The following is a 26,658-nucleotide window of genomic DNA, read 5'->3' as shown; positions in this document are numbered from 1 at the left end:
TCTGAGTCACGGCACTAACCGATGAGGGTCGTCTTCGGGCGGACCACGCAGAACTCGTTCCCCTCCGGATCGTGGAGCACGGTCCACGACTCACTGCCGCTCTGTCCGACGTCCGCCCTGCGTGCGCCGAGCGCGAGGATGCGCTCGATCTCGGCCTCCCGGTCCTCCGCGGCGGAGGTCAGATCGAGATGCAGACGGTTCTTGACGACCTTGCGGTCCGTCACCGGCATGAAGCAGATGCCCACCGGCGCGGTCTCGTCCGGTCCGATCACGACCTCCCGCTCCCGTTCGGAAAGGATCCGCCAGTCCAGCACCCCGGCCCAGAAGCGGGCCAGTGCGGGCAGGTCATGGGCGTCGATGACGAGGTGATGCAGCGAGACGGGCATGTCCGCCAGTGTGCCCGGTGGCCGCCGAGGTCGCGCACGGCGTGGACCGGGTGCCGCACGATCCGGCCGGACCGCGCAGGCCGCCCGTCGGTCCGGGGCAGCCCACCGCGAAGGGCCCGTCGGTCCCTCCCCGGTGGGGACCGACGGGCCCTGGCGCGGCCGGAGTTACACCCGGGCCCGCTCGTCCTGCCTGGCGGGCGGCAGCACGGCGCCCGGCGACTCGTCGTGGGTGAGGTCCGGAAGGCGGTTCAGCCACTTCGGCAGATACCAGTTGCGCTCGCCGAGCAGTGCCATCACGGCCGGCAGCAGCACGCCGCGGATGATCGTCGCGTCGATGAGCACCGCGGCCGCCAGGCCCACACCCATCTGCTTCATGGACTGCATGGACAGCGTCCCGAAGATCGCGAAGACGGCGACCATGATGACGGCGGCGCTGGTGACGACACCGGCCGTGGTGACCACCCCGTGCCGGATCGCGTCCTTGGTGTCACGCCCCCGCAGCCGCGCCTCACGGATCCGCGAGACCACGAACACGTGGTAGTCCATCGACAGTCCGAAGAGGATCACGAAGAGGAACAGCGGCAGCCAGGTGACGATGGCGCCCACCCCCTCCGCGCCCACCAGTGAGGCGCCCCAGCCGTGCTGGAAGACGGCGACCAGGATGCCGTAGGCGGCCGCGACCGACAGGAGGTTGAGCACGATCGAGGTGATCGCGATCGTCAGCGAGCGGAACGAGAGCAGCATCAGCAGGAAGGCGAAGACGACCACGAACGCGAAGACCGGGGTCACCGAGCCCACCAACTGGTCGTTGAAGTCGCGTGATCCGGCGACCTGTCCGGTGATCGGCGCCTGCACCCCGTCCACCTTGCCGAGCGTGGCGGGCCGCACCGTGTCGCGCAGCAGCTCCAGGCTCTTCTCCGCGTTGTCCTGGTCGGAGCCGCCCACCAGCGGGACGTACACGAAGGCGACGTTCTGCGCCGCGTGCACCTTGATGTCGACGGGGCCGCGCGAGGCACCCGAGGAGATCGCCCGGGTGCGGAAGTCGTCGAGCGCGGACCGTACGTCGGCGGCGTTGATGTCGTGCGCCTTGACGACCACCTCGGCCGGCTCGGAGCCGCCCGGGAAGGCGTCGTTGACCCGGTTGTACGTCCCCACGATCGGCAGCGAGTCGCCGAACTCCTTGTCCAGCGTGAGCTGCTGGGTCTTCATGCCGAGGGCGGGGGAGGCGATGGCGAGCAGCACCCCGGCCGCCACGACCAGGGAGAGACCGGGCCTGGCGAGCACGACCCGCAGCACGGCACCCCAGAAGCGGCTGCCCTCCTCGCCCGGCCGGCCGTTGTCCCGGCGGTCGCCCGTGCCCCGCTTGTCCCGGTGCAGGAACGGGATGCGGCCCTTCTCCACCCGCTCCCCGAGCAGCGACAGCAGCGCGGGCAGCACGGTGACCGAGCCGACCATGGCGACCGCCACGACCATCAGCGAGGCCAGCCCCATCGCCTCGAACTCGGCGAGTCCGGTGAAGAGCATGCCGGCCATCGCCACACAGACCGTGACACCGGAGACGACGATGGCCCGGCCACTGGTCGCGGCGGCGATCCGCAGCGCGGTCTGGGCGTCCCGGCCCGCCTCGCGCTCCTCGCGCTCACGGCGCAGATAGAACAGGCAGTAGTCGACCCCGACGGCCAGACCCACCAGCAGCATCACGGAGTTGGCGGTGTCGCTCATCGGCTGCACATGGCTGACGATGCCCATCAGTCCCATCGTCGCGACGATCGCGGTGACCGCGAGCGCCACCGGGAGCAGTGCCGCCACCAAGGCGCCGAAGGCGATCAGCAGGATGCCGAGAGCGACGGGCACGGCGGACAGCTCGGCCTTCTGGAAGTCGTCGCCGAACGCGTCGTCGAAGGTCTTCTGCATGCTGGCGCCGCCGATCTCCTCGATCCGCAGCCCCGTGTGCTCCTTCTGCACCCCCTTGACGGCCTCCAGCACCGGCGTGACGCGATCGCCCGCGGTCTTCGAGTCGCCCCGCATGTCGAACTGCACCAGGGCGCTGCGGCCGTCCTTGGAGATCGTCCTGGTGTCGTACGGCGAGGTCACGTCCGTGACCTCGCCGGTCGCGCCGACGGCCTCGACGACGGCGGCGACGGCGCCGCGGAACTCGGCGTCCGTGGAGGTGGTCTTCCCGTCCTTCGCCTGGATCAGGACGCTCTCACTGGAGGGTTCCTTGATCCCCGAGTCCTCGATGATCTTCGCGGCGGTGTGCGTCTCGCCCTTGAGCTGATCGCTCTCGTTGACGTCCACGCGTCCCGCCGCCGAGCCGAGCCCCATCGCCAGCACGACGAACAGCACCCAGATTCCGACGGCGGCCCATCGGTGCCGGGCGCTCCAGCCGCCTGCCCGCGCGGCGATGCCCCGCACCCGTATGTCTCCGTTCCCCATGACGGGCCAGCCCCTTTGTGCGCGGTGACAGCCCCCTGCCGCCACCTTTCGTTATGAAGGTACGGCCTGGGCAGGACCGTCTCCTCGTACTGCCCGGTGAACCGTCCGGCCCCCGGCTCCTCCCCGCGGACCCCGCCGTCTCCGCACTGGGGAGGATAGAAGCCCCTTACACACGAGGAGGGTTCTCGGGGATCGGGGTCAGGGTGCGGGTGTTGGTGGGGATGCGCCGGACGGCCGTCCTATGGTGAACGGATGACGACGACGTACGCGGCGCTGCTGCGCGGGATCAACGTGGGCGGTAACAAGAAGGTGCCGATGGCCGAACTCCGCACCCTCCTGCAGCGGCTCGGTCACGGCGGTGTGGGCACCTATCTCCAGAGCGGGAACGCCATCTTCTCCTCCGGCCGCGGTGACGAGGTCTCCCTCGCGGCCGAGTTGGCCGACGCCGTCGAGAAGCACTTCGGCTTCACCGTCGAGGTGCTGGTGCGCGACCACGCCTACCTGAGGGCCGTACGGGAGGCGTGCCCGTTCCCGGCCGCCGAACTGGAGGCCAAGCAGGTGCACGTCACCTACTTCTCCGCGCCGGTCGACCCCGGACGTTTCGCGCCGGTCGAACCGGCGGCCTTCCTGCCGGAGGAGTTCCGGCTCGGCGACCGCGCCCTGTACCTGTACGCCCCTGACGGCCTCGGACGTTCCAAGCTGGCCGAGGCCCTGGCCAAGCCCAGGCTCCTCAAGGGTGTCACCGCCACCACCCGTAACTGGAACACCGTCGTCAAACTCGAGGAGCTGACAGGTGCCTGACCACAATCCCGCCGTGGAGGCGGCCATCGAGGGCGAGCTGAGCCTGCTCGACGCGGAGGTCCGCCGCTCGCCGGAGCGGCTGGGCGCCCTGCTGCACCCCGGCTTCCGCGAGTTCGGCTCCTCGGGCCGGCTGTGGGACCGCGCCTCGATGCTCGTGCATCTCACCTCGACGACGCGGCCGGGGTCACGGCCCATCACCGCCTCCCGCATGAAGGGCGTCCAGGTGGCGCAGGACGTGGTCCACATCACCTTCGACACGGAGGGGGACAACGGACGTCTGGTGCACCGGAGTTCGCTGTGGTGGCGGACGGCCGACGGCTGGCGGCTGTACTTCCATCAGGGCACACCGTTCAGCGCGGAATCCTCGGACGCGAACTCGGGCACGCCCTCGGAAGCGGAGTGACCTTCCGTACACCCGGACAGGTGGTGTACGAGACGATCTCGTCCGGGACGGCGAGGCGCGGGTCGCGGTACAGCCGCCGCACTTCCTCCTCGGTACCCGGTGACCCGGTGGCCGTCGTGGAAGCCCTCCTCGGAGTACGTGGCGAAGCCGGGGCGGATCCGGGCCGGCGTCCCGGTGGCCCGCAGCAGCGAACGGAGCAGCAGCGCGAAGTCCCGACGAGCGCGGCCGGCCGGGATCCCGCGGTAGCCCGCAGACGTCCGGGTCACCGGGGTCGCTGTACCGGCTCCGCGCCAGGCCGAGGTCCATGTCGGCAGACTGCGTCCTGCCCCAGGGGCGGGGTCAACCCAGCGCCCGCATGTCCTCGGCGGTGAGCCGCACCGCGGCCGCTTCGAGGTTCTCCTCCAGGTGGGCGAGCGACCCCGTGCCCGGCGTGGGGCAGAGCACCGGCGAACGGTGCAGCAGCCAGGCGAGCGCGAGCTGGCCCGGAGTCGCCCCGCGCGCGGCGGCGATCTCCGCGTGGGCCGCGCCGGCGGTGAGCGAGCCGTTGCCGAGAGGGAACCACGGCAGGAAGGCGATCCCCCGCGCCTCGCACAGCTGCAGGAGCGGATCCGAGGCACGGTCCAGCAGGTTGTAGCGGTTCTGGACCGCGGCGATGTCGGTCAACTCCATGGCCGCTTCCAGCTGTTCGACGGTCACGGTGTCAAGCCCGATGTGCCGGATCTTGCCCTCGGCGCGCAACTCGTCGAGGGCGCCCAGCTGTTCGGCCATCGGCACCTCCGGGTCCAGACGGTGCAGCTGATACAGACCGATCGTGTCGAGGCGCAGTCGCCGCAGGCTCCCCTCGCACATCTCCCGCAGCACCTCCGGCCGCCCGGACACGTGCCACGCGCTGTCACCGGTGCGGACGACGCCGCCCTTGGTGGCGATCAGCAGATCCGCGGGGTAGGGACGGAGGGCCTCGGCGACCAGCTCCTCCGCCACCCACGGGCCGTAGTTGTCGGCGGTGTCGACCAGCGTGACCCCGCGCTCGACGGCCCGCCGCAGGACCGCCACCGCGTCCCGGGAGTCCCCGCGCGGGCCCCAGTAGCCCGGTCCCGTCAGCTGCGCCGTGCCGTATCCGAGCCTGCGCACCGGCAGCTCCCCGCCGAGCGTGAATCGTCGCGCAACCATCCGACGGAGGGTACAGACACCGGTGCGGGACGACTGTGCGAGGCTCGTCCCATGCGTTACGTCATCATCGGAGCGGGAGCCGTCGGCGGGGCCATCGGCGGGCGGCTCGCCGAAGCGGGACACGACGTCGTCCTGGTCGCGCGGGGGGCGCACCACGAGGCGCTGCGTGCCTCTGGACTGCGCCTCATGACCGCGGAGGGCACCCGCACCCACCTGCTGCCCGTGGCCGACGGGCCCGCGGCACTCGGCGCGCTGCGTGCCGACGACGTCCTGCTGCTCGCCGTCAAGACGCAGGACAGCGCGGCGGCCCTGGCGGCCTGGGGCGCGGCCCCCGTGGCGGGCGGCGGCACGGCCGCCGAGCGACTTCCGCTGGTCTGCGCGCAGAACGGCGTGGAGAGCCAGCGCCTGGCACTGCGCCGGTTCCGGCGGGTGTACGGGGTCTGTGTCTGGCTGCCCGCCACCTTCGTCGAACCCGGCGCCGTGTCGGCGGCCGGCACCCCCCTCACCGGCATCCTGCACCTCGGCCGGTATCCGCACGGCACGGACGAGACGGCCCGCCGGATCGCCGCCGACCTGGAGAAGTCCCGTTTCGAGGCGCCGGTGGTGACGGACGTGGCGCGCTGGCAGTACGCCAAGCTGCTCGGCAACCTCGCGAACGCGATGGAGGCGGTCAGCGGCCCGGTGTCCGGTGAGGAGGGCCTGGAGCTCCTCGGACGGGTGCGCGCGGAGGGCGAGGCGGCGCTCGCCGCCGCCGGGATCGCGTACGCGAGCGAGGAGGAACAGCGGCGGGCCCGCGGCGACAGGATCACCCTCCAGCCATTCGACGGCTCCCCGCGCCGCGGCGGCTCCTCCTGGCAGTCCCTCGACCGCGCCACCGGCACCATCGAGGCCGACTACCTCAACGGCGAGATCGCCCTCCTGGGCCGGCTGCACGGTGTACCGACCCCGCTCAACGACCTGCTCCAGCGGCTCGCGAACACCTTCGCGCGCGAACGCAGGGCGGCCGGCTCGATGCCGGTCGGGGAACTGGTGCGGCTGGCCGCGGAGGCCGTCGCACCGGTGCGCGAGGACGAGCGGCCACCGCGTTCGTAGCGCGACCGGCGCGAACGGCGCGAACGGCACGGTCAAGACGTCGAGGGACGCGCGCCCGCCACGGGACCACGGGACGGCCCGTAGGTTTCGGCTACGCCCCGACCGCGGCCAGCGCCGGCATCCGTGCCTGGTCGTAGCGCTCCAGCAGCACCCGCGCGACCTCCGGCGCCGGGCCCAGCACGTCCGCGAGGACGTCCGCCTCGGCCGCACCCCGGGCGATCCGGTCCGGCAGGAAGCCAGGGGCCAGCACATACGGCGCGACGGCCACCCGCGCGCAGCCGAGCGCGCGCAGCTCGCGCACCGCGTCCTCGGTGCGGGGGAGCGCGGCGGAGGCGAACGCGGGCCGCACGGCACGCCAGCCGGTGCGCCGCCACGCCCGTGCGATGTCCGTGATCACCGCGATCGCCTCCGGGTCCGAGGAGCCCGCCGAGGCCAGGACGACCCCGGTCGAGGACTTGTCCGCGGGCGACAGCCCCGCCTCGTACAGACGCCGCTCGAGCGCGTCCGTCAGCAGCGGTGACGGGCCGAGCACCGCCGCCTGACGGATGTGCAGCCGCGCCGGAGCCTGCCGCAGCACCGCCGGGATGTCCGACTTCGCGTGGAAGGCGCGGGTGAGCAGGAGCGGCAGCGCCACCACGTCCCGTACGCCCTCCGCCGCCAGGGACTCCAGCACCCCGTTCACCGACGGGACGTTGAAGTCCAGGAAGCCGGTCTCCACGCGCAGGCCGGGCCGCCGCGCCCGGACCCGCCGGACGAGGGCGTGGACCGTCGCGGCATGGCGCGGGTCGCGGCTGCCGTGGGCGATGACGAGGAGGACCGGGCGGTGCATGAAGGGCTCAGCTCCTCACGAGGAGACCGCGACCGCGCAGTACCCGCCGCTCCAGGGGGCTGAAGACGAGCAGGTCGATCGCGATACCGACGAACAGGATGAGGAAGATGGCGAGGAACACCATCGACATGGAACTGGCGTTGCGGCCGTTCTCCAGCAACTGGCCCAGTCCGACGCCCAGATCGGGTGAGGACGCGATGATCTCGGCGGCCATCAGCGAGCGCCAGGAGAACGCCCAGCCCTGCTTCAGACCCGCCAGATAACCCGGCAGCGCCGCGGGCATGACGATGTGCCAGGTGCCGCGCAGCCCGGTGGCACCGAGCGTCCGCCCCGCTCGCAGGAACAGCGGGGACACCTGGTCGACACCCGAGACCAGGCCGTTGGCGATCGAGGGGACGGCGCCGAGCAGGATCACGGCGTACATCATCGAGTTGTTCAGGCCCAGCCAGATCACGGCCGGCGGCACCCAGGCCACCGAGGGCAGGGACTGCAGACCGGACAGGACCGGACCGATCGCGGCGCGTACGAACCTCACCCGCGCCACGAGCAGACCCAGCGGCGTGCCGATCACCAGCGCCAGCAGGAAGCCGAGCAGGCCCCGGGAGACGCTGGTCCACACGTAGTCGAGGAGGGTTCCCTGCAGCCACGCGGTCTTCGCCTCGTCCCAGACGGCCGAGGGCGAGGGCAGCTTGCTGGGGTCGGTGACGATGTCGAACGAGACCAGCGACTGCCAGACCACCAGCACCAGCGCGACGGCGACGAGGGGCGGCAGCACCTTCGCGACGAAGGTCTGCCGCAGGGAAGCCCGGTCCGTGGGGACGGCGGTCTCCAGGGCGTCGAGACCGGCCAGGTCGTTGTCCCCCCTGACGGCCGCGTCGTCCTTGGTCTCAGTGCTGGCCATGACGGCGGATCTCCCCACGCAGTTGTTCGGTGATCTCGACGGACAGCTCCGCCACGGCGGTGTCCTCGATGCGGCGCGGCTGCGGAATGTCCACGGCCCACTCGTGCGCGACCCGTCCGGGCCGCGAGGAGAGGAGTACGACGCGCTGCGCGAGCCGTACCGCCTCGCGCACGTTGTGCGTGACGAAGAGGACCGACACCCGCGTCTCCCGCCAGATCCGGGTCAGTTCGTCGTGCAGGACGTCCCGTGTGATGGCGTCCAGTGCTGCGAACGGCTCGTCCATCAGCAGGAGTTGACTGTCCTGGGCGAGCGCGCGGGCCATCGCGACGCGCTGGCGCATCCCGCCGGACAGCTCGTGCACCCGCTTGCCGTACGCGCCCTTCAGCCGTACGAGTTCGAGCAGCTCCTCCGCCCTGTCATGTCGCTCGGACTTCGCGACGCCCCGCAGACGCAGGGCGAGTTCGATGTTCTTGCCCGCGGTCAGCCACGGGAAGAGGGCGTGCTCCTGGAACATCAGGGCCGGACGCCCGTTGGTCGTGATGCTGCCCGCGGTCGGGGCGTCGAGCCCCGCCACCAGATTGAGCAGCGTCGACTTCCCGCACCCCGAGGCCCCCAGGAGGGTGACGAACTCGCCCGGCGCGACATCGAGGGTGATGTCGTCGAGGACGAGCTGGGGCCCCGCCGGTCCGGCGAAGGACTTCGACACGTGCTCGATCCTGGCGGCGTGGTCGACTGCTTCGGCGCTGTCGACGCTGCCGGCGGTCTTGGCGAAGGTCGTGGCCATGGTCGTCACCTCCTGGGAACTCATCGGGATCCGGGCCTACTTGACGCCGAGACCGGCGTCGCTGACGGTGCTCTCGCCCTCGGCCGCGAGGACCTTGTTCAGCAGGGTGAGGTCGTAGATTCCCGTCAGGGTGGGCTTCTCCAGCAGGCCGGCCTTCACCGCGTGGTCGGCCTCGGTGTTGAGGGTGGACGCCAGCGGGTCGTCGGTGACCTGGATGGACTTCCAGGCCGGGTCGAGCACACCGGCCGGCAGGGCCTTGCCGGAGTCGGCCTCCAGCTGCTTGTTCGCCGCCGCCTTCGCCTCGTCCGGGTTGGCGTTGATCCACTTGTTGGTCTCGACGGAGGCCTTCAGTACGGCCTCGACGGCCTTCGGGTGCTCCTTGAGGAACTTCTGCGACACGATGATGTTCGTGATCACGAACTTCTTGTCGGGCCACAGCGACGACTCGTCGAGCAGGACCTTGCCGCCCTCGGCGACCAGCTTCGACGCGGTCGGCTCGGGCACCCAGGCGCCGTCGATGGAGCCGGACTTGTAGGCGTCCGGGGTGATCTTGTTGTCCGTGCGGACGACCGAGACGTCGCCCTTGCCGCTCTGCGGGTCGACCTTCCAGCCCTGCTCCGCGGCCCAGTTGAGGAACGCGACGTCCTGCGTGTTGCCGAGCTGCGGGGTCGCGATCTTCTTGCCCTTGACGTCCTTCAGGGACTTGATCTTCTTGGGGTTCACCACCAGCTTCACGCCGCCGGACGCCGAACCGCCGATGATGCGCAGGTTCTTCCCGGCGGACTTGGTGTAGCCGTTGACGGCCGGCGAGGGGCCGATCCAGCCGATGTCGATCGAGCCCGAGTTCAGTGCCTCGATCTCGGAGGGACCGGCGTTGAAGATCTGGTACTTGGGCTGCGTGGCCCCGAGCTCCTTCTGGAAGTAGCCCTTCTGGTTGGCCACGAGCGCGGTCGCGTGCGTCAGGTTGCCGAAGTAGCCGATCTTCACGGCGTCGAGGCCGTCGATCTTCTTGGACCCGGCGGCGACCTTCGCCTTCGAGCTGTCGTCCTTGGACTCGGAGCCGTAGCTGCACGCGGCGAGGGCGAGCAGCGGGAGTGCGACGGCGACGGCTGTGCCACGGCGTGCGAGGGTGGAGCGGATGGCAGGCACGGGAGGCTTTCCTCTCGGTGGCCCGGCGGTCACGGTTTCAGTTCGTGGCCGGGAGGTCGGCAGGTCTTCGTCGTGTCCGGAGTGGAGGTACCACCCGGTTCGAGCGAAGCCGAGAACGTGGGGCGGGGTGGGGGGACGGGGCGCGCAGGCAGTGCGCGTACGTCACTTCGCACATCGCGCCACCCCGCCCTGTCCGCTGCCGAGGGCGCCGCTGCCGACGCGGCCGCCCTCCTTGGCGAACGTGGAGTAGAAGTCGGTGGACGTCATGTCAGAAGTCCCACCCGTCCTCGTCGCCCTCGTTCTTGACCGGCTGCGGCGCGGCGAAGGACTCGCCGACCATGCCCGCCGTGAGCGTGGTGCCGTCCGAGGGGTCGATCAGGATGAACGCGCCGGTGCGCCGCGAGTCGGCGTACGAGTCGAGCGGGAGCGGCTCGGCGGTACGGATCTTGACGCGGCCGATGTCGTTGGCGGCGAGCCGGCCCGGGTGCGGGTGCAGCGAGAGGTCGTCCAGCGTCAGCCGGGACGGGATGTCCTTGACGATCGCCTTGACCGTGCGGGTGCCGTGCTTGAGCAGGACCCGGTGGCCGACCGTGAGCGGCTGGTCCGCCACATGGCACACGGTCGCCTCGACGTCCTGCGTGGTCGGGGGCGCGTCCTTGCTCGGTACCAGCAGGTCACCGCGGGAGACGTCGATGTCGTCCGCCAGCAGGAGGGTCACCGACTGCGGGGTCCACGCGACGTCGACCGGCGTGCCGAGCAGATCGATTCCGGCGACCTTCGTGGTGCGCCCGGAGGGCAGCACGGTCACGCTCTCCCCGACGCGGAAGGTACCGGCCGCGATCTGACCGGCGTACCCCCGGTAGTCGGGGTGTTCGGCGGTCTGCGGGCGGATCACGTACTGCACGGGCAGCCGCGCGTGGCAGTGCGCCAGGTCGTGGCTGACCGGGACGGTCTCCAGGTGCTCCAGGACCGTGGGGCCGCCGTACCAGTCCATGTTCGCGGACGGTTCCACCACGTTGTCACCGGCGAGCGCCGAGATCGGGATGGCGGTGATCTCGGGGACGCCCAGCTCGGAGGCGTACGCCGTGAACTCCTCGGCGACCGCCGCGAAGACGGACTCCTGGTAGCCGACGAGGTCCATCTTGTTGACGGCGAGGACGACGTGCGGGACGCGCAGGAGCGCGGCGACGGCGGCGTGGCGCCGGGTCTGCTCGATGACGCCGTTGCGGGCGTCGACCAGGACGACGGCCAGGTCGGCGGTCGAGGCGCCGGTGACCATGTTCCGGGTGTACTGCACATGGCCCGGGGTGTCGGCGAGGATGAACCTGCGGCGCGCGGTGGCGAAGTACCGGTAGGCCACGTCGATCGTGATGCCCTGTTCCCGCTCGGCGCGCAGGCCGTCGGTGAGCAGCGCGAGGTCGGGGGTGTCCTGGCCGCGGTCGGCCGAGACCCGCTCCACGGCCTCCAGTTGGTCGGTCAGGACCGACTTGGAGTCGTGCAGCAGACGGCCCACGAGGGTGGACTTGCCGTCGTCGACGGAGCCGGCGGTGGCGAAGCGCAGCAGCGTGGTCGCCGACAACTGCTCGACCGACAACGGCTCGGTGGGTTCGGTGGCGCTCGTCATGACTAGAAGTACCCCTCGCGCTTGCGGTCTTCCATCGCGGCTTCGGACATCTTGTCGTCGGCGCGGGTGGCGCCCCGCTCGGTGAGCCGGGAGGCGGCGATCTCGGTGATCACGGCGTCCAGCGTGGTCGCGTCGGAGTCGACGGCGCCCGTGCAGGACATGTCGCCGACGGTGCGGTAGCGGACCCGCCGCTTCTGGGTCGTCTCGCCCTCCTTCGGACCGCCCCACTCGCCGGCGGTCAGCCACATGCCGGCGCGCTGGAAGACCTCGCGCTCGTGCGCGAAGTAGATCTCGGGGAGTTCGATGTGCTCGCGGGCGATGTACTGCCAGACGTCCAGCTCGGTCCAGTTGGAGAGAGGGAAGACGCGGACGTGCTCGCCGGGGGCGTGGCGCCCGTTGTAGAGCTGCCACAGTTCGGGACGCTGGCGGCGCGGGTCCCACTGGGAGAACTCGTCGCGGAGGGAGAAGACACGTTCCTTCGCGCGGGCCTTCTCCTCGTCGCGGCGTCCGCCGCCGAACACGGCGTCGAAGCGTTCCGACTGGATCTTCTCGGTCAGCGGCACGGTCTGCAGGGGGTTGCGGGTGCCGTCCGGACGCTCCTTGAGGACGCCGCGGTCGATGTAGTCCTGTACGGAGGCGACGTGCAGGCGCAGGCCGTGGGCGGCCACCGTGCGGTCGCGGTACTCCAGGACCTCCGGGAAGTTGTGCCCGGTGTCGACGTGCAGCAGCGAGAAGGGGACGGCTGCGGGGGCGAAGGCCTTCAGCGCCAGGTGCAGCATGACGATGGAGTCCTTGCCGCCGGAGAAGAGGACCACCGGCCGCTCGAACTCGCCCGCGACCTCACGGAAGATGTGCACCGCCTCGGACTCCAGCGCGTCCAGGTGCGACAGCGCGTAGGGGCCGGCGTCCTCCGAGTCGCCGGCCGCCTCGGACACAGTGGCTGCGGTCGTCATGCGAGACCCCTTTCGGTGAGCAGCGCATGCAGCGCGGCCGCGGACTCCTGCACGGACTGGGTGTGCGACTCGATGCGCAGATCGGGCGCCTCGGGCTCCTCGTAGGGGTCGTCGACGCCGGTCAGTCCCGAGATCTCGCCCGCGGCCTGCTTGGCGTACAGCCCCTTCACATCACGTACGGAGCACACCTCGACCGGGGTCGCCACGTGCACCTCCAGATAGGCGGTGCCACCAGCCCCGTGACGTTTCCGCACGGCCTCCCGGCTGTCCGCGTACGGCGCGATGACCGGCACCAGCGCCTTGACGCCGTTGCGGGAGAGGAGTTCGGCGAGGAATCCGATGCGCCGCACGTTGGTGTCGCGGTCGGCGCGCGAGAAGCCGAGGCCCGACGAGAGGAACTCGCGGATCTCGTCGCCGTCGAGGACCTCGACGCGGTGGCCCTCCTCGCGCAGCCGGCCGGCCAGCTCGCGGGCGATGGTGGTCTTGCCGGCACTCGGCAGACCCGTGAGCCAGATCGTGGCTCCGGTCACTTGGTTCTCCTGGTTCTCCGCGATCTCGGTCATGGTCAGCCGTGCAGCCCGCACTCGGTCTTGGAACGCCCCGCCCAGCGGCCGGCGCGCGCGTCCTCGCCCTCCAGGACGCGGCGGGTGCAGGGCGCGCAGCCGACGGAGGCGTAACCGTCCGTCAGCAGCGGGTTGGTGAGCACGCCGTGCTCGGTGACGTAGGCGTCCACGTCGTCCTGCGTCCAGCGGGCGATCGGCGAGATCTTGACCTTCCGCCGCTTCTCGTCCCAGCCCACGACCGGGGTGTTCGTCCGGGTCGGGGACTCGTCGCGGCGCAGGCCCGTCGCCCAGGCGTCGTACGACGTCAGGCCCTCTTCGAGGGGCTTGACCTTGCGCAGGGCGCAGCACAGGTCGGGGTCGCGGTCGTGCAGCGCGGGTCCGTGCTCGGCGTCCTGTTCGGCGACCGTCCGCCGGGGGGTGAGCGTGATGACGTTGACGTCCATCACGGCCTCGACCGCGTCCCGGGTGCCGATGGTCTCGGGGAAGTGGTAGCCGGTGTCGAGGAAGACCACGTCGACCGGACCGCGGGCGGGGCGGGCACGGGAGGCGAGATGGGCGACGACCGCGTCCTCCATGGAGGAGGTCACGCAGAACTTCGTGCCGAAGGTGTCCACGGCCCACCGGAGGATCTCCAGGGCGGACGCGTCCTCGAGGTCGCGCCCGGCCTGTTCGGCGATGCTCCTCAAGTCCCGGGTGTCGCGGTCTTCCTGAACGGTTGTCATATCTCGTCCCCTCCGCCTTCGTCGCGCCGGACGTTCCCCTGGTGAGAGGCGCGGTTCACGCCTTGGGCCAGCAGCCCGAGGAACTTCAGCTGGAAGGCTCGGTTGCACGCCGCGCATTCCCACGCGCCGTGACCCTGTTCGCTGGGGCGCAGATCCTCGTCTCCGCAGTACGGGCAGTAGAACGGTGCGGCGCGCTCGCTCATGTCAGGTCCTCCTCGGGGGCCCGGGAGGCCCAGGCGGCGAAGCGCTCGCCGTCCGCGCGCCCCGCCTGGAAGCGCTTGAGGACCCGCTCGACGTAGTCGGGCAGCTCGTCCGAGGTGACCTTGAGGCCGCGGACCTTGCGGCCGAAGCCGGCCTCCAGGCCGAGCGCGCCGCCCAGGTGCACCTGGAAGCCCTCGACCTGTTCGCCCCGGTCGTCGAGGACCAGCTGGCCCTTGAGACCGATGTCCGCGACCTGGATACGGGCGCAGGCGTTCGGGCAGCCGTTGACGTTGATGGTGATCGGCTCCTCGAACTCGGGGAGACGCCGTTCGAGCTCGTCGATGAGGGAGGCACCGCGGGCCTTGGTCTCGACGATCGCGAGCTTGCAGTACTCGATACCGGTGCAGGCCATCGTGCCGCGCCGGAAGGTGGACGGCCGGGCGGTCAGGCCGAGGGCTTCGAGACCCTCCACCAGCGAGTCGACCCGGCTCTCCTCGACGTCGAGCACGATCATCTTCTGCTCGACGGTGGTGCGCAGCCGGCCGGAGCCGTGGGCCCCCGCCAGCTCGGCGATCTTGGTGAGGGTGGTGCCGTCCACCCGGCCGACGCGCGGTGCGAAGCCGACGTAGAAGTTGCCGTCCTTCTGCCGGTGCACTCCGACGTGGTCGCGCCAGCGGGCGACGGGCTGCTCGGGCGCGGGGCCGTCGACCAGCTTGCGCTCCAGGTACTCGTCCTCCAGGATCTGGCGGAACTTCTCCACACCCCAGTCGGCGAGCAGGAACTTCAGGCGGGCGCGGGTGCGCAGCCGGCGGTAGCCGTAGTCGCGGAAGATCGAGATGACGCCCTCGTAGACGTCCGGGACCTCGTCCAGCGGGACCCACGCGCCGAGGCGCTGTCCGATCTTCGGGTTGGTGGAGAGACCGCCGCCGACCCAGAGGTCGAAGCCGGGACCGTGCTCGGGGTGGTTCACGCCGACGAACGCGATGTCGTTGATCTCGTGGGCGACGTCCAGCAGCGGCGAGCCCGAGATCGCGGACTTGAACTTGCGGGGCAGGTTCGAGAAGTCCTTGTTGCCGATGATCCGGCGGTGGATCTCGTCGAGCGCGGGGGTGCCGTCGATGATCTCGTCCTCGGCGATCCCGGCGACGGGCGAGCCGAGGATGACGCGCGGGGTGTCACCGCAGGCCTCGGTCGTGGACAGGCCCACGGCCTCCAGACGGTTCCAGATCTCCGGGACGTCCTCGATGCGGATCCAGTGGTACTGCACGTTCTGCCGGTCGGTGAGGTCGGCGGTGCCGCGCGCGAACTCCTGCGAGATCTCGCCGATGACGCGCAGCTGGTCGGTGGTGAGCCGGCCGCCGTCGATACGGACGCGCAGCATGAAGTACTTGTCGTCCAGCTCCTCCGGCTCCAGGATCGCGGTCTTGCCGCCGTCGATCCCGGGCTTGCGCTGGGTGTACAGCCCCCACCAGCGCATCCGTCCGCGGAGGTCGTTGGGGTCGATCGAGTCGAAGCCCCGCTTGGAGTAGATCGTCTCGATGCGTGTCCGCACGTTGAGACCGTCGTCGTCCTTCTTGAACTGCTCGTTCCCGTTGAGCGGGGTGAAGTGACCCACGGCCCACTGCCCCTCACCGCGGTGACGGCTCACCTTGCGGCGGGGCGCGGCGTCGGGATTCTGCGGGGTGGCGGCCATGGTTGATACGTCCTTCGGGACTGCGGGACAGGAAGGAGGGCGCTCTCGAGCGCGCACATGGGCACGTACGGACGTACGCGCGCGCCATTGCGCGGAGAGAGGCGAAAGGGGGGAATGCCGGCTCGGCCGGGGCTGTCAGCCCGCCGGACAGATGGCGCTGGACATGCGGCCGAGGTCGACGTGCCGCCGACTCACCAAGGCAATTCCAGTTCCGGACATGACGGAAGCGTGTCACGGGCATCTCGGGGGAGTCCACCATCATCCATCATCTGGACACCCTTGTCCCGAGTGGTGGGACAAGGGCGGTATCGGTCACTCGGCCGGCCCTCTCCCGGGCACCGCCGTGGCAGGTCAGACCGCCCGCGCCCCGGACCAGGTGCCCGGAGTGGCCATGTCCGCCATGTCCTCGACCTCGGTGTCGAAGAGCTTGAACCCGCGCCGCAGGTAGTTGTCCATGGCGTGCTCCCCGTCCAGGCTGCAGGTGTGCAGCCAGACCCGCTTGGTCTCGGCCCGCCCCGGCACGCGCTCCGCCAGGTCCCAGGCCCGCGCGACCCCGTACGAGAGGAGGTGGCCGCCGATGCGCCGGCCGCGGAAGGCCGGGATCAGGCCGAAGTAGACGATCTCCACGACGCCGTCGTCCTGCGGCTCCAGCTCGACGTAGCCCGCGGGCGTCCCCCGGTCGTAGGCGACCCAGGTCTCCACGCCCGGCCGGTCCAGGAACCGCTCCCACTGCGCGTACGTCCAGTCCAGCCGGTCGGTCCAGCGGATGTCGGCGCCGACCGAGGCGTACAGGAAGCGGCTGAACTCGGGCGAGGAGACCTCGGCGCGCACGATCCGGACGTCCCCGTCGGGCGCGACCGCGGGGAGCAGGTCGGCCGGGGCCGTCTGCTCCAGGGACCAGGTGGTCACAGTGACGTTGCTCATGAGGTCAGGGAACCACGGCCGCCCGGCCCCCTCCAAGGCCGACCCCGCCGCCCCCCACCGCAACCGGCGGCGAGCCACCCCTCACCGGGATGACCACCGTCGCTGGGCGGTACGGGCTAGCCCAGCGAACCGTCCACCGACGTCAGCGGCACCGCGTAGAGCGTCCGCTCCGGCGTCGTGTCCGAGCCCGCGCCGCTCAGGGTCCACAGCTCGCCGGTCTCCTGCCAGTACGACAGGGAGGCGGTGTGCTGCCCCCAGCAGGCGTACGACTGGTCGCCGCTGCACCGCACCGCCTCGGCGCGGCTTCCGCTCTGCCGCCACAGGGTGCCGTGCCGGCCGCCGCTGTCGGGGGTGTGGCCGACGTACCAGTCGGCCCTGCGCGCCCCGGCGGGCGTGTGCGACAGGACGCCGGACAGACCGGCGGCCTTGGTCGTGTAGGCCTCGTCGGCGTCGACCCGGCCCAGGGAGTCGCTGCGGAGCAGGCCCTCGCGGCCCGCGCCGGTGCTGTAGGGGTAGCGCCAGATCCGGGTGCGCTCGCCGCCGCCCGCCCCGGTCGCCTCCGTGGCGACCAGGCTGTCCGGCGTCGACGTACGGTCCAGCGAGAGCGAACCGAAGCAGGGGACCGTCCCGCCGGAGGAGCCGCAGGTGCCGCCCGCCGGGCTGTACGAGCCGACGGCGGGCAGTACGTACTGGTAGCCGTGCGCGGAGTAGCCGCCCCGCACCCTGCCGACCGCTCCGCTGTTCACACCGGCCTTGAGGATGTGGTGCAGGTCGAAGACGAGCAGCGCGTCGTCGGGGCCTGCGCCGCCCCGCCCGGTGACGATCAGCTTGCCCTGGTACCAGACCATGCCGCCCATCCGGGAGCGGACCGCGCCGAAGTCCCGGCCCCCGTCGCGCGGGGCGACGAGCAGCACCCAGCGGTAGGTGAGAGCCCGTGGGTCGCTCGCGTCGATGAGGGCGATCCGGGCCAGGCCCCGGTCCCCGGCCGTCGTGCCCGCCGTCCGGTCGTCGTGCGTCCAGCCGGCCATCATGACGCGCTGCCCGCCCCACTGGCCGTCGTCGCCGGAGGTGGTGACGGAAGCGGGCCGCCACTGCCGGGTGCGGGCGTCGTCCCCGGCCCAGCAGTACGCCCGTGTGGCGACGGGTTCGAGGGGCAGCGCGGCCCGCTCGGTGCCGGAGCACTCCGCCCGGTCACGCATCACGTGGTCGGTGTCCGCGAGGACGCCCGGGACTCCGACGTTCCCGCCCATGCTCCTGGTGAGCGTGGCGAGGGTGTCCGCGGCGACCAGGTTCTCGTGCAGCCGGAAGCCGCCGGCCGCCGCCGCGGAGCTGAGCGGGGTCAGTGACCCGGGGCTGTTGCTGCCGGTGGCCTGGGAGGTGCTGATCAGCGTGGCGGCCGCGGTGAGCGCCAGGGCGGTTCCGGCGAGGGTGGCGCGCAGCGCCTGTCCCCTCCGTTGTCGGCGATGCCTGCCGCGCTGCTTCATGCGTCCTCCCGAGGAAGGCCAACTGCCTCTCATGATCAGTACGTTGACGGAGAGACGGGTGGGGTGGCCTGTGAGGGGATGCTACGGCAGGGAGCGGCGTACCTGGTCGAGGACCCCCGAAGACGGTCCCGAAATACGCTCCTTGTGGTTCTCCGGGGACGCGGCGGCCCCCGGTGCGGTACAAGGGGGTCCCGCGACGCGCGCCCTGCGTACCGCCGGTGCCGTCGAGTGGGCGAGCAGGTCCCGGGGATCGTCGGGGAGGTTCAACTCCACCTCGGTGTCGTCGCAGAAACGATACGGCCGGTGTTCCAGGAAGGCCCCGAGATACCGCCGTACGCGCGACATCTCGGCCCGTACCGTCACCGTGCGGCCGGAGTCGCCGAACAGGTCGTCCGCGAGGCCCGCGGCGCTGCGGCCGGCCGGGCGCGCCGCCAGCAGATAGAGCAGTTCGGCGTGCCGGGGGGTCAGCTCCTGGCACCAGGTTCCCGCGTCCGAGGCGACCGTCACCGACCAGCGGCGCGGCTGCGCCAGGTCCAGCACGATCCGCGCGGGCCGCCGGGGCGCCGGATCGTCGGCCCGGACCAGCCAGCCGCCGGGCAGCGGTTCCACGAAGCACGTCCCGAGCGACGGCAGCCAACCCCGCCCGGCGCTCGGCTCCTTGGGCAGCGCGAGGCGGTTCGTGTACGGCATCCCGGTGACCGCGGCGGTCCAGCCGTCCCGGTCGACGGCGATCGCGCGTCCGCCGAGCCGGGCCAGCACGGGCGCCGCCACCGCGCGCAACCGCTCCAGCGAGGTCAGGTGCAGCTCGCGCAGCCGCGCCTCGGCGAGTCCGGCGACCGAGCCGACCAGCGCCAGGGTGGCCGGGTGCAGGGTGTCCAGCGGCCCGCTCACGTCCACCACACCGAGCAGACTGCCGTCGCGCGGGTCGGTGACCGGGGCACCGGCGCACGTCCACGAGTGATGGGTGCGCACGAAGTGCTCGGCGGAGAACACCTGTACGGGTTGGCGGGTGACCAGCGGAGTGCCCACCCCGTTGGTGCCGACGACGCTCTCGCGCCAGTCCGCACCGGGCTCGAGACCGAACCCGTCGGCCCTGCGCAGCACCGACGCGCAGCCCTCGCGCCACAGCACCCGGCCCTCCTGGTCCGCGACCACCACGATGTGATGGGCCGCGTCCGCGACCGAGAGCAGCCCCTCGCGCAGCACCGGCAGTACATGCCGCAGCTCCGAGGTCTGCCGCCGCCGCTCCACCTCGTCGCGCACGAGCAGCCCCGACCGGACGTCGTGGTCCGGGTCGACGCCGCCGCGCAGCATGCGCTCCCAGGACTGGCCGATCACCGGGCGCGGCGCGATACGGGCCGGATGTCCGGCCAGCGTGGCCTCGCGCACCTCGCCCAGCACACGGGCCGCCTGCGCGGCGTCCAGGGCGGCGAGCCGTGTCACGTCGATCGGCGGGTGCGCCACTCTTCCTCCCCGGGCGGACGGCGCACGGTGGCGGACGACCGGACGCTCGGCCCTTTCCGGCCAAGGGAACTCCACCCCGTACTGACTGTGGTTCTCATAGTGCCGCCCGGCGGCGACGGAGGGACGCGGTCCGCACACACTCCGCGCGAAAGTTGCAACCCTCTGCAACCCTGGCGAACAGTCGTACGGAGTCCGAAACTTGAGCAACGCCGCCCGTGCGGCGTTCATGCTCCTCGCGACGGGGCCAGAGAGCGGGGGTGGTGCCGTGTCGGCGCAGCACCACCCCCGCGCCTCCGGTTCAGGACACCGGACGCGCCCGCTCCACCACCGTGGCCAGATCCAGACTGTGCGGCAGGGTGCCGAAGGCCGAGCCCCAGTCGCCGCCCAGGCGTGAGGCACAGAACGCGTCGGCGACCTCCGGGGGCGCGTACCGGACGAGCAGCGAACCCTGGAGCACCAGGGCGATGCGCTCCACCAGGCGGCGGGCACGCGCCTCGATGCCGTCCAGATCGGCGAGTTCGGCCAGCAGGTTCTTGATCGCGCCGTCCAGCCGGTGGTCGGCGCCGCGGGCCAGGCCCACCTCGCGCAGGAACGCGTTCAGCGCCTGCGGTTCGCGCTGGAGCGCGCGCAGCAGGTCGAGGGCCTGTACGTTGCCCGCGCCCTCCCAGATGGAGTTGAGCGGCGACTCGCGCAGCAGCCTCGGCATGCCGGACTCCTCGACGTACCCGTTGCCGCCCAGGCACTCCAGCGCCTCCACCGCCAGCGGCGTGCACCGCTTGGTCACCCAGTACTTGGCGGCCGGCACCGCGAGCCGCAGGAACGCCCGTTCCTCCTCGCCGCCGTCGTCGTACGCGGCCGCCAGACGCATCGCCAGCGTCGTGGCCGCCTCCGACTCCAGCGCCAGGTCCGCCAGCACGTTGCGCATCAGCGGCTTGTCGATCAGCTTTCCGCCGAAGGCCTCCCGGTGGGCGCTGTGGTGCACGGCCTGCGCGACGGCCTGGCGCATCAGCGAGGCGGCACCGAGCACACAGTCGAGCCGGGTCGCCGAGACCATCTCGATGATGGTGCGCACCCCGCGGCCCTCGTCGCCGACCCGGCGCCCCCAGGTCCCGTCGAACTCGACCTCACTGGACGCGTTCGACTTGTTGCCGAGCTTGTCCTTGAGCCGCTGGATGCGGAACACGTTGCGGGTCCCGTCCTCCAGGACCCGCGGCACCAGGAAGCACGTCAGGCCGCCCGGGGCCTGCGCCAGCACCAGGAAACCGTCCGACATGGGCGCCGAGCAGAACCACTTGTGCCCGGTCAGTTCATAGGTTCCGTCCTCGGCCAGCGGCCGTGCCTCCGTGGTGTTGGCCCGTACGTCGCTGCCGCCCTGCTTCTCCGTCATGCCCATCCCGAAGAGCACCCCGGCCTTCTGGGCGGCGGGCCGCAGCCCCTGGTCGTAGACGGTGGAGGTCAGGCGCGGCTCCCACTCGGCGGCGAGCGCGGGGTCCGTGCGCAGCGCGGGCACCGCCGCGTGCGTCATCGACAGCGGGCAGCCGTGGCCCGCCTCGGCCTGCGTCCAGACGATGAACCCGGCCGCCCGCCTCAGATGTCCGCCGGGGCGCGACCAGGCGGCCGTCAGCCCGGCCGAGACCCCCTTGCCGAGGAGCCGGTGCCAGGAGGGGTGGAAGTCGACCTCGTCGACACGGTTGCCGTAGCGGTCGTGGGTGCGCAGCTTCGGAGGGTTCTCGTTGGCGAGCGCCCCCCACTCCTGCACCTGCGCGGAACCGGTCGTGCGGCCGAGCGTCGTCAGCTCGTCCCGCGCCTCCTCGAGAAGCTGTGGATCCAGGTGCCGCTCGACCGCCTCCACGAGGGCTCGGTCGGCGGCAAAGACGTCATATCCGACCAGGGGCGGAGCCTGGTTGGTCACGGTGTGGGTGCTGGCTGCCATACGGATACGGTAAGGATGTGCACCAGGCAAAAGAAACACCTGAACGGCCTCCCTCGGGCCGCTTCCACCGCGCTCGCGCGCTGTACAGGAACGTGTCGAAGCGCAGGACCGCCTGGCTGCTGCTCAAGGACACCGTCAACTCCTGCATGGAGTACCGGATCCTGGGGCTGGCGGCCGAGTCCGCCTTCTTCACCCTGCTGTCCGTGCCGCCCCTGCTGCTCAGCCTGATCGGGCTGCTCGGTTACGTGGACGACTGGACCGGCGCGCACTCGATCGCGAGCCTGGAGTCCAACATCCTGGAGGCGTCCCGCACGGTCCTGACCGACAAGGGCGTGCACCAGATCGCCGAACCGATCCTCCACGACGTGATGAAGGGCGGCCGCCCCGACGTCATCTCCATCGGCTTCCTGTTCGCCCTGTGGTCGGGCTCGCGCGCGGTGAACGTCTTCGTCGACACCATCACCGTGATGTACGGCCTCGACGGCACCCGCGGGATCGTGAAGACCAGGATGATGTCGTTCCTGCTCTTCGTCGTGGCGCTGCTGATCGGCTCGATCGCCCTGCCGCTGATGGTCGCGGGCCCGGACGCGGTGGTGCAGATCGTGCCGTGGTCGGCGACGCTCGTGCAGGTGCTGTACTGGCCCGTCGTCATCGTGCTCTCGGTCGTCTTCCTCACCACGCTCTACCACGTCTCCGTGCCGGTGCGCTCGCCCTGGGTCGAGGACGTGCCGGGCGCCCTGGTCGCGCTCGCCATGTGGGTCCTCGGCAGCTTCCTGCTCCGGATCTACCTGACCAGCACGGTCGAGGGCCCGACGATCTACGGTTCGCTGGCCGCGCCCGTCGCCGTCCTCCTCTGGATCGGCGTGTCCGCGTTCGCGGTCCTGGTGGGTGCCGCGGTCAACGCGGCGATCGACCGGGTCTGGCCGGCCGCCGCCACGGCCGCGGCCCGCGCCGCCAACGAACGGCTGCGCCACGAGCAGGCCGCCGAGTACGTGGCCCGCGCGGCCGCCTCCCTCGCCGCCGACCCCGACCCCGACCCCGACGACCCGGACATGCCCTCCGAGTTCCCCGAGCGCTGGTCGCGCTTCCTGCCCCCGGAGGACGTGACGTCCCGGCTCCGGGGCCATGTGAGGAGCACGCACCACCCCCACAAGAACCACGACGGCGAGGGCGGCCGGCCGGCCGGGTGACCTCGCCCCGGCCGACCGCTCCGCCCTTTCGTGTGTGTCCTCCGTTCCCGCCGGAGAAGCGGGCGCCCGGCGCTCTCAGGCCTTCCACGCTCCCGCCGCCGCGGCCTCCCGGGCGAAGTCCGTGAAGTCGCGCGGCTCGCGGCCCAGGACCTGCCGCACCCCGTCCGACAGACGGGCGTTGCGGCCGTCGAGGAGGCTCCCGAAGAGCCCGACGAGGAACTCGGCCTCCTCGGGCGGCACGCCGAAACCGGCCAGGCTCTCCCCGTACTCCCGCGCCGTCACCGGGACATAGACCAGTTCACCGCCGGTCGCCCCGGCGATCTCCGCGACCGCCTCGCGGAAGGACAGCAGCCGGGGCCCCGAGACCTCCAGATCCTCGCCCGTGTACCGGTCACCCGCGGTCAGCACGGCCACCACGACGTCCGCGATGTCCCGCACGTCGATGAACGGCTCGCGCACCTCGCCGGCCGGGAACACCAGCTCACCGTGCCGGAGCCCGTCCACCAGCGGGCCCTCGCTGAAGTTCTGCGCGAACCAGGCGGCCCGCACGACCGTCCAGTCCGCGCCCGACGCCCTGAGCGCCTCCTCGGCCGGGCCGGCCTGCTCCTCGCCCCGCGACGACAGCAGCACCAGCCGCCGCACACCGAGCCCGACCGCCTCCCGCGCCAGGGCGCCGACCGCCCCGGCCGCGGCCGGCGAGCCGATGTCGGCCGGGTGGGCGAGATACGCCGCGTCCGCGCCGCGCAGGACGTCCGCCCACGTCGACCGGTCCGTCCAGTCGAAACCCCGGGCGCGGGAGACCGCCCGGACCGTGAGCCCCGCCGCCCGCGCGGCCCCCGCCACCCGGCGGCCGGTGCGCCCCGACGCCCCCGTCACCACCACCGTCATGTCCCGCGCGGCGCGGATGTCCTGATCATGTGCCGTGTGATCCGTCATACCGTCAGTCAAGCGCCGCGCGCGCCGGGGTCCCATCGCTGAAGGGCTCGTTCCCATAAGCGGACGTCCACGACGGCGCGACGGGGCCGTCTACGCTGGCGCCATGGACGCACTCGCCGGCCTGCTGGAGGGCCCCCGGGCACGTGGCGCCTTCCTGATCAGGGCGGCCTTCGACCCGCCCTGGTGCGTACGCGTCGAGGACCGCGCACCCCTGACGATCATCCTCGTGGTCCGCGGCCGGGCCTGGATCACACCGAACGAGGGGGAGCGACTCCCGCTGCGCGCCGGTGACCTCGCCATCGCCCGCGGCCCGGACCCGTACACCTGTGCCGACGACCCCGGAACCGCGCCGCAGGCGGTGATCCTGCCGGGCGGGGAGTGCGCCTACCCCGACGGACGCTCGCTCCAGGGCCACTGGGACCTCGGTGTGCGCAGCTGGGGCGAGCGCCCCGACGGCTCCACGGTGCTGCTGATCGGGACGTACATGATGCGGGGCGAGATCAGCGGCAGGCTGCTCGGCGCGCTCCCGCCACTGCTCTCCCTCACCCAGGACGAGTGGGACTGCCCGCTCACGCCCCTCCTCGCCGAGGAGATGGCGCGCGACGCGCCGGGCCAGGAGGTCGTCCTCGACCGGCTGCTCGACCTGCTGATGATCACCGCGCTGCGCGCCTGGTTCTCCCGTCCGCAGGCGGCGGCCCCGGCCTGGTACCGGGCGCTCGCGGACCCCGTCGTCGGACGGGTGCTGCGGCTGCTCCAGGACGACCCGGCGCACCCCTGGACGGTGGCGGCGCTCGCCGCGAGGGCCGGGGTCTCGCGGGCCGCGCTGGCCCGGCGCTTCGGCGAACTCGTGGGCGAGCCCCCGATGACGTACCTCACCGGCTGGCGCCTCGCCCTGGCCGCCGACCGGCTGCGCGAGACGGACGACACCCTCGAGGCGATCGCCCGCCGGGTCGGTTACGGCAGCGCGTTCGCCCTGTCCAGCGCCTTCAAACGGGTGTACGGGATCAGCCCGCAGGAACACCGGACCCGGGCGGCGTAGCCTGGCGTCCGTGTACGTGGAGCGTGCGTCCCGGTTGCCCGGCGCGGTGGTATGGAGCCGCGTCGTGTCCACGCCCGCCGCGGCCGCACGGCCCGTGCTCCCGGACGGCTGCATGGACCTGCTGTGGACCGAGGGCCGGCTGCTGGTCGCCGGTCCCGACACCCGCGCGTACGTTCCCGGCGGCGCGCCCGCGGGCTGGGCGGGGGTCCGGTTCTTCCCCGGTACGGCGCCCGCCCTCCTCGGTGTCCCCGCGGACGAACTCCGCGACCTGCGGGTGGATCTGGCCGATCTGTGGCCCGCCGCCGAGGTACGGCGCCTGACCGCGCGGATCGACGCGGCCGCCGACCCCGTCACCGCGCTCGAAGAGGTCGCGCTGGACCGGGCGGCGGGCACCGGGCCCCCCGATCCGCTGGTGCGGGAGATCGTGGCAGCCCTGGACGCCGGACGGCCGGCGGCGGCCACGGCCGCCCGACTGGGCCTGAGCACACGCCAGTTGCACCGCCGCTCCCTGACGGCCTTCGGTTACGGACCCAGGACACTGACCCGGGTCCTGCGACTGCAACGGGCCCTCGCCCTCGCGTGGGACGGTGTCCCCTTCGCGGAGGTCGCCGTCCGGTCCGGCTACGCCGACCAGCCGCATCTGGCCCGGGACGTCAAGGAGTTGGCGGGCATGCCGCTGGGCGAACTGCTCGCGCGCGTCTGAGAGCCCCTGGCCGCAGGGCCGCCGTCGGGTGCGGGGCTACTTCTCCGGGAGCCGCGCGAACAGGTCCACGCCGTTGCCGTCCGGGTCGTGCACGACCGCGTACCGCATGCCCCACACGGCGTCCCACGGCTTGAGCTCACCGTGATGACCGGCGCCCACCAGATCCTCGTACACGGAGTCGACCTCCGCCGGGCTGTCACAGAGGAAGGCGAGCGACGTCCGGCCGCCCCCGGAGGCCGCAGGCCGCCACCCCGGGTGGAACGACCGGATCGTCTCCTCGGTGTCGATCGCCAGCCGCGGACCGCCGGGCAGCGCGGCCTCGACATGCGGCTGGTCCTCGGCTCCCTCGGGGAAGACGAGACCGAGACGGCGGTAGAAGGCGAGCGTGGCGGCCATGTCGGAGGCGACCAGGCCGATCACATCGAATCGTGGAGTCATGGGAGCACGGTAGGCGGACGGCGGGGCGCGGGTCTTGAAGGAATCGGACAGCCGGAGCGCCGGGCCGCGGCGGAATAGTCTCGCCCTCATGGCCTACCGCGTGCTCGTCCACACCCGCACCACCGCCTACCGGCACGACTCCATCCCGGCCGCCGTGGCCGCCGTACGCTCCCTCGGCGACGCCCACGGGTTCGACGTCGTCGCCACCGAGGACCCCGGCCTCTTCGAGCGGCCGCTCGACGCGTACGCCGCCGTGGTCTTCCTCTCCACCAGCGGCGACGTGCTGACACCGGCGGGCCGGACCCTGCTCGCGGCGTACGTCGAGGGCGGCGGCGGGTTCGTCGGTGTGCACGCGGCCGCCTGCACCGAGTACGACTGGCCGTACTACGGCGAACTGCTCGGCGCGCGCTTCGACCGGCACCCCGACCTCCAGCCGGGCCGGGCCCTCGTCGGCGACCGCACGCATCCGGCGACCCGACACCTGCCTCCGGTCTGGGAGTTCACCGACGAGTGGTACGACTTCCGCCCCGGACCGGACGGTTCGGCGCGCGTGCTCGTGCGCGCCGACGAATCCTCCTACGAGGGAGGCGGCATGGGCGACGACCACCCGCTCGTGTGGTGCCGCGAGCAGGGAGCGGGCCGGGTCTTCTACACCGCGCTCGGCCACACCGCGCAGGCTTACGGGGACCTGGACTTCCGCACCCACCTGCTCGGCGGCATCACCTGGGCCGCCCGCGGCCGGGCCGGCTCCGTTCAGCGGGCTCCAGTAGCGGGGTCCGGCCGGTCGGACCCCGGCGCGTGACGCGGTAACCGCGCCCGTGTGCGCCGTCCGGGGGCCTC

27 protein-coding genes are annotated in these 26,658 nt (G+C 72.0%); 7 read left to right on the top strand and 20 right to left on the bottom strand.

All coding sequences use genetic code 11. The annotated features are described in order from the left end of the window. Positions 1-14: 14 nt before the first annotated feature. On the bottom strand, positions 15-386 hold the full coding sequence (locus tag ABZV34_RS22970) for a VOC family protein (RefSeq protein WP_356279600.1): 372 nt from the start codon (positions 384-386) through the stop codon (positions 15-17). Between the two features lie 165 nt (positions 387-551). Continuing rightward, on the bottom strand, positions 552-2,822 hold the full coding sequence (locus tag ABZV34_RS22965) for an MMPL family transporter (RefSeq protein WP_356279597.1): 2,271 nt from the start codon (positions 2,820-2,822) through the stop codon (positions 552-554). Positions 2,823-3,074: 252 nt separating this feature from the next. Between ABZV34_RS22965 and ABZV34_RS22960 the strand changes: the two genes are divergently transcribed. After that, the gene (locus tag ABZV34_RS22960) at positions 3,075-3,623 is read left to right on the top strand and encodes a DUF1697 domain-containing protein (protein WP_356279594.1); all 549 of its coding nucleotides are present in this window, start codon (positions 3,075-3,077) and stop codon (positions 3,621-3,623) included. Next, positions 3,616-4,026: a nuclear transport factor 2 family protein gene (locus ABZV34_RS22955; RefSeq protein ID WP_356279591.1), complete on the top strand. Its 411-nt coding sequence runs from the start codon at positions 3,616-3,618 to the stop codon at positions 4,024-4,026. Before ABZV34_RS22960 ends, ABZV34_RS22955 begins: the two co-directional genes overlap by 8 nt. 339 nt (positions 4,027-4,365) lie before the next feature. Here ABZV34_RS22955 and ABZV34_RS22950 read toward each other — a convergent pair whose 3' ends face one another. Then, positions 4,366-5,196, bottom strand: coding sequence for an aldo/keto reductase (locus tag ABZV34_RS22950; protein ID WP_356279588.1), 831 nt, complete (start codon positions 5,194-5,196; stop codon positions 4,366-4,368). A 51-nt stretch (positions 5,197-5,247) separates the two neighbouring features. Between ABZV34_RS22950 and ABZV34_RS22945 the strand changes: the two genes are divergently transcribed. Then, positions 5,248-6,288 (top strand): 2-dehydropantoate 2-reductase N-terminal domain-containing protein, encoded by a 1,041-nt coding sequence (locus ABZV34_RS22945; RefSeq protein ID WP_356279585.1) that lies wholly within the window; start codon positions 5,248-5,250, stop codon positions 6,286-6,288. 91 nt (positions 6,289-6,379) lie between these two features. Here the strand turns inward: ABZV34_RS22945 and ABZV34_RS22940 are convergent, their stop codons facing one another. The 15 genes from ABZV34_RS22940 to ABZV34_RS22870 form a co-directional block, all read right to left on the bottom strand. Beyond that, on the bottom strand, positions 6,380-7,117 hold the full coding sequence (locus ABZV34_RS22940) for a sirohydrochlorin chelatase (protein WP_356279582.1): 738 nt from the start codon (positions 7,115-7,117) through the stop codon (positions 6,380-6,382). Between the two features lie 7 nt (positions 7,118-7,124). Next, positions 7,125-8,018 carry an ABC transporter permease gene (locus ABZV34_RS22935; RefSeq protein WP_356279579.1) on the bottom strand — a complete coding sequence of 298 codons (894 nt, stop codon included), beginning with the start codon at positions 8,016-8,018 and terminating at the stop codon, positions 7,125-7,127. Next, entirely contained in the window at positions 8,005-8,802 is a 798-nt protein-coding gene (locus ABZV34_RS22930) for an ABC transporter ATP-binding protein (protein WP_356279576.1), read from the bottom strand. Before ABZV34_RS22930 ends, ABZV34_RS22935 begins: the two co-directional genes overlap by 14 nt. 36 nt (positions 8,803-8,838) lie before the next feature. Next, positions 8,839-9,951 carry an aliphatic sulfonate ABC transporter substrate-binding protein gene (locus ABZV34_RS22925; RefSeq protein ID WP_356279573.1) on the bottom strand — a complete coding sequence of 371 codons (1,113 nt, stop codon included), beginning with the start codon at positions 9,949-9,951 and terminating at the stop codon, positions 8,839-8,841. A 268-nt stretch (positions 9,952-10,219) separates the two neighbouring features. After that, on the bottom strand, positions 10,220-11,575 hold the full coding sequence (locus ABZV34_RS22920; protein WP_356279570.1) for a GTP-binding protein: 1,356 nt from the start codon (positions 11,573-11,575) through the stop codon (positions 10,220-10,222). A gap of 2 nt (positions 11,576-11,577) precedes the next feature. Then, positions 11,578-12,528 carry a sulfate adenylyltransferase subunit CysD gene (gene cysD, locus ABZV34_RS22915; protein ID WP_356279567.1) on the bottom strand — a complete coding sequence of 317 codons (951 nt, stop codon included), beginning with the start codon at positions 12,526-12,528 and terminating at the stop codon, positions 11,578-11,580. After that, complete coding sequence (cysC, locus tag ABZV34_RS22910; protein ID WP_356279564.1) at positions 12,525-13,091, bottom strand: adenylyl-sulfate kinase; 567 nt, start codon at positions 13,089-13,091, stop codon at positions 12,525-12,527. Before cysC ends, cysD begins: the two co-directional genes overlap by 4 nt. Positions 13,092-13,093: 2 nt before the next feature. Next, positions 13,094-13,813, bottom strand: coding sequence for a phosphoadenylyl-sulfate reductase (locus ABZV34_RS22905; RefSeq protein WP_356279561.1), 720 nt, complete (start codon positions 13,811-13,813; stop codon positions 13,094-13,096). After that, positions 13,810-14,016 carry a hypothetical protein gene (locus ABZV34_RS22900; protein ID WP_168530730.1) on the bottom strand — a complete coding sequence of 69 codons (207 nt, stop codon included), beginning with the start codon at positions 14,014-14,016 and terminating at the stop codon, positions 13,810-13,812. Before ABZV34_RS22900 ends, ABZV34_RS22905 begins: the two co-directional genes overlap by 4 nt. Then, positions 14,013-15,707 carry a nitrite/sulfite reductase gene (locus ABZV34_RS22895; protein WP_356279558.1) on the bottom strand — a complete coding sequence of 565 codons (1,695 nt, stop codon included), beginning with the start codon at positions 15,705-15,707 and terminating at the stop codon, positions 14,013-14,015. Before ABZV34_RS22895 ends, ABZV34_RS22900 begins: the two co-directional genes overlap by 4 nt. 135 nt (positions 15,708-15,842) lie before the next feature. Beyond that, entirely contained in the window at positions 15,843-15,926 is an 84-nt protein-coding gene (locus tag ABZV34_RS22890) for a putative leader peptide (RefSeq protein ID WP_309500612.1), read from the bottom strand. 132 nt (positions 15,927-16,058) lie between these two features. Beyond that, positions 16,059-16,631, bottom strand: coding sequence for a GNAT family N-acetyltransferase (locus tag ABZV34_RS22885; protein WP_356279555.1), 573 nt, complete (start codon positions 16,629-16,631; stop codon positions 16,059-16,061). Positions 16,632-16,747: 116 nt separating this feature from the next. Then, positions 16,748-18,115 (bottom strand): hypothetical protein, encoded by a 1,368-nt coding sequence (locus ABZV34_RS22880; protein WP_356279552.1) that lies wholly within the window; start codon positions 18,113-18,115, stop codon positions 16,748-16,750. Positions 18,116-18,196: 81 nt separating this feature from the next. Continuing rightward, entirely contained in the window at positions 18,197-19,579 is a 1,383-nt protein-coding gene (locus ABZV34_RS22875; protein ID WP_356279549.1) for a GAF domain-containing protein, read from the bottom strand. Between the two features lie 298 nt (positions 19,580-19,877). Beyond that, positions 19,878-21,512, bottom strand: coding sequence for an acyl-CoA dehydrogenase family protein (locus tag ABZV34_RS22870; protein WP_356279546.1), 1,635 nt, complete (start codon positions 21,510-21,512; stop codon positions 19,878-19,880). A gap of 17 nt (positions 21,513-21,529) precedes the next feature. Between ABZV34_RS22870 and ABZV34_RS22865 the strand changes: the two genes are divergently transcribed. Continuing rightward, positions 21,530-22,702 carry a YihY/virulence factor BrkB family protein gene (locus ABZV34_RS22865; RefSeq protein WP_356279543.1) on the top strand — a complete coding sequence of 391 codons (1,173 nt, stop codon included), beginning with the start codon at positions 21,530-21,532 and terminating at the stop codon, positions 22,700-22,702. A gap of 75 nt (positions 22,703-22,777) precedes the next feature. Here the strand turns inward: ABZV34_RS22865 and ABZV34_RS22860 are convergent, their stop codons facing one another. Next, positions 22,778-23,638 (bottom strand): NAD(P)H-binding protein, encoded by an 861-nt coding sequence (locus ABZV34_RS22860; protein WP_356279540.1) that lies wholly within the window; start codon positions 23,636-23,638, stop codon positions 22,778-22,780. A 103-nt stretch (positions 23,639-23,741) separates the two neighbouring features. Here ABZV34_RS22860 and ABZV34_RS22855 point away from each other — a divergent pair, with 103 nt between their 5' ends. After that, entirely contained in the window at positions 23,742-24,677 is a 936-nt protein-coding gene (locus tag ABZV34_RS22855) for an AraC family transcriptional regulator (RefSeq protein ID WP_356279537.1), read from the top strand. A 10-nt stretch (positions 24,678-24,687) separates the two neighbouring features. Further along, positions 24,688-25,380, top strand: coding sequence for a helix-turn-helix domain-containing protein (locus ABZV34_RS22850; RefSeq protein ID WP_356279534.1), 693 nt, complete (start codon positions 24,688-24,690; stop codon positions 25,378-25,380). Between the two features lie 36 nt (positions 25,381-25,416). Here the strand turns inward: ABZV34_RS22850 and ABZV34_RS22845 are convergent, their stop codons facing one another. Beyond that, entirely contained in the window at positions 25,417-25,818 is a 402-nt protein-coding gene (locus tag ABZV34_RS22845) for a VOC family protein (RefSeq protein WP_356279531.1), read from the bottom strand. A gap of 88 nt (positions 25,819-25,906) precedes the next feature. Between ABZV34_RS22845 and ABZV34_RS22840 the strand changes: the two genes are divergently transcribed. Beyond that, positions 25,907-26,620 (top strand): ThuA domain-containing protein, encoded by a 714-nt coding sequence (locus ABZV34_RS22840; RefSeq protein ID WP_356279528.1) that lies wholly within the window; start codon positions 25,907-25,909, stop codon positions 26,618-26,620. The last annotated feature ends 38 nt before the right edge of the window (positions 26,621-26,658 follow it).

This window comes from Streptomyces sp. NPDC005195, from assembly GCF_040608315.1.
In the GTDB taxonomy this organism is placed as follows: Bacteria; Actinomycetota; Actinomycetes; order Streptomycetales; family Streptomycetaceae; genus Streptomyces; species Streptomyces kaempferi.
Note: the sequence above shows the minus strand (reverse complement) of the source record. Positions and strands in the feature narration are given on the sequence as shown.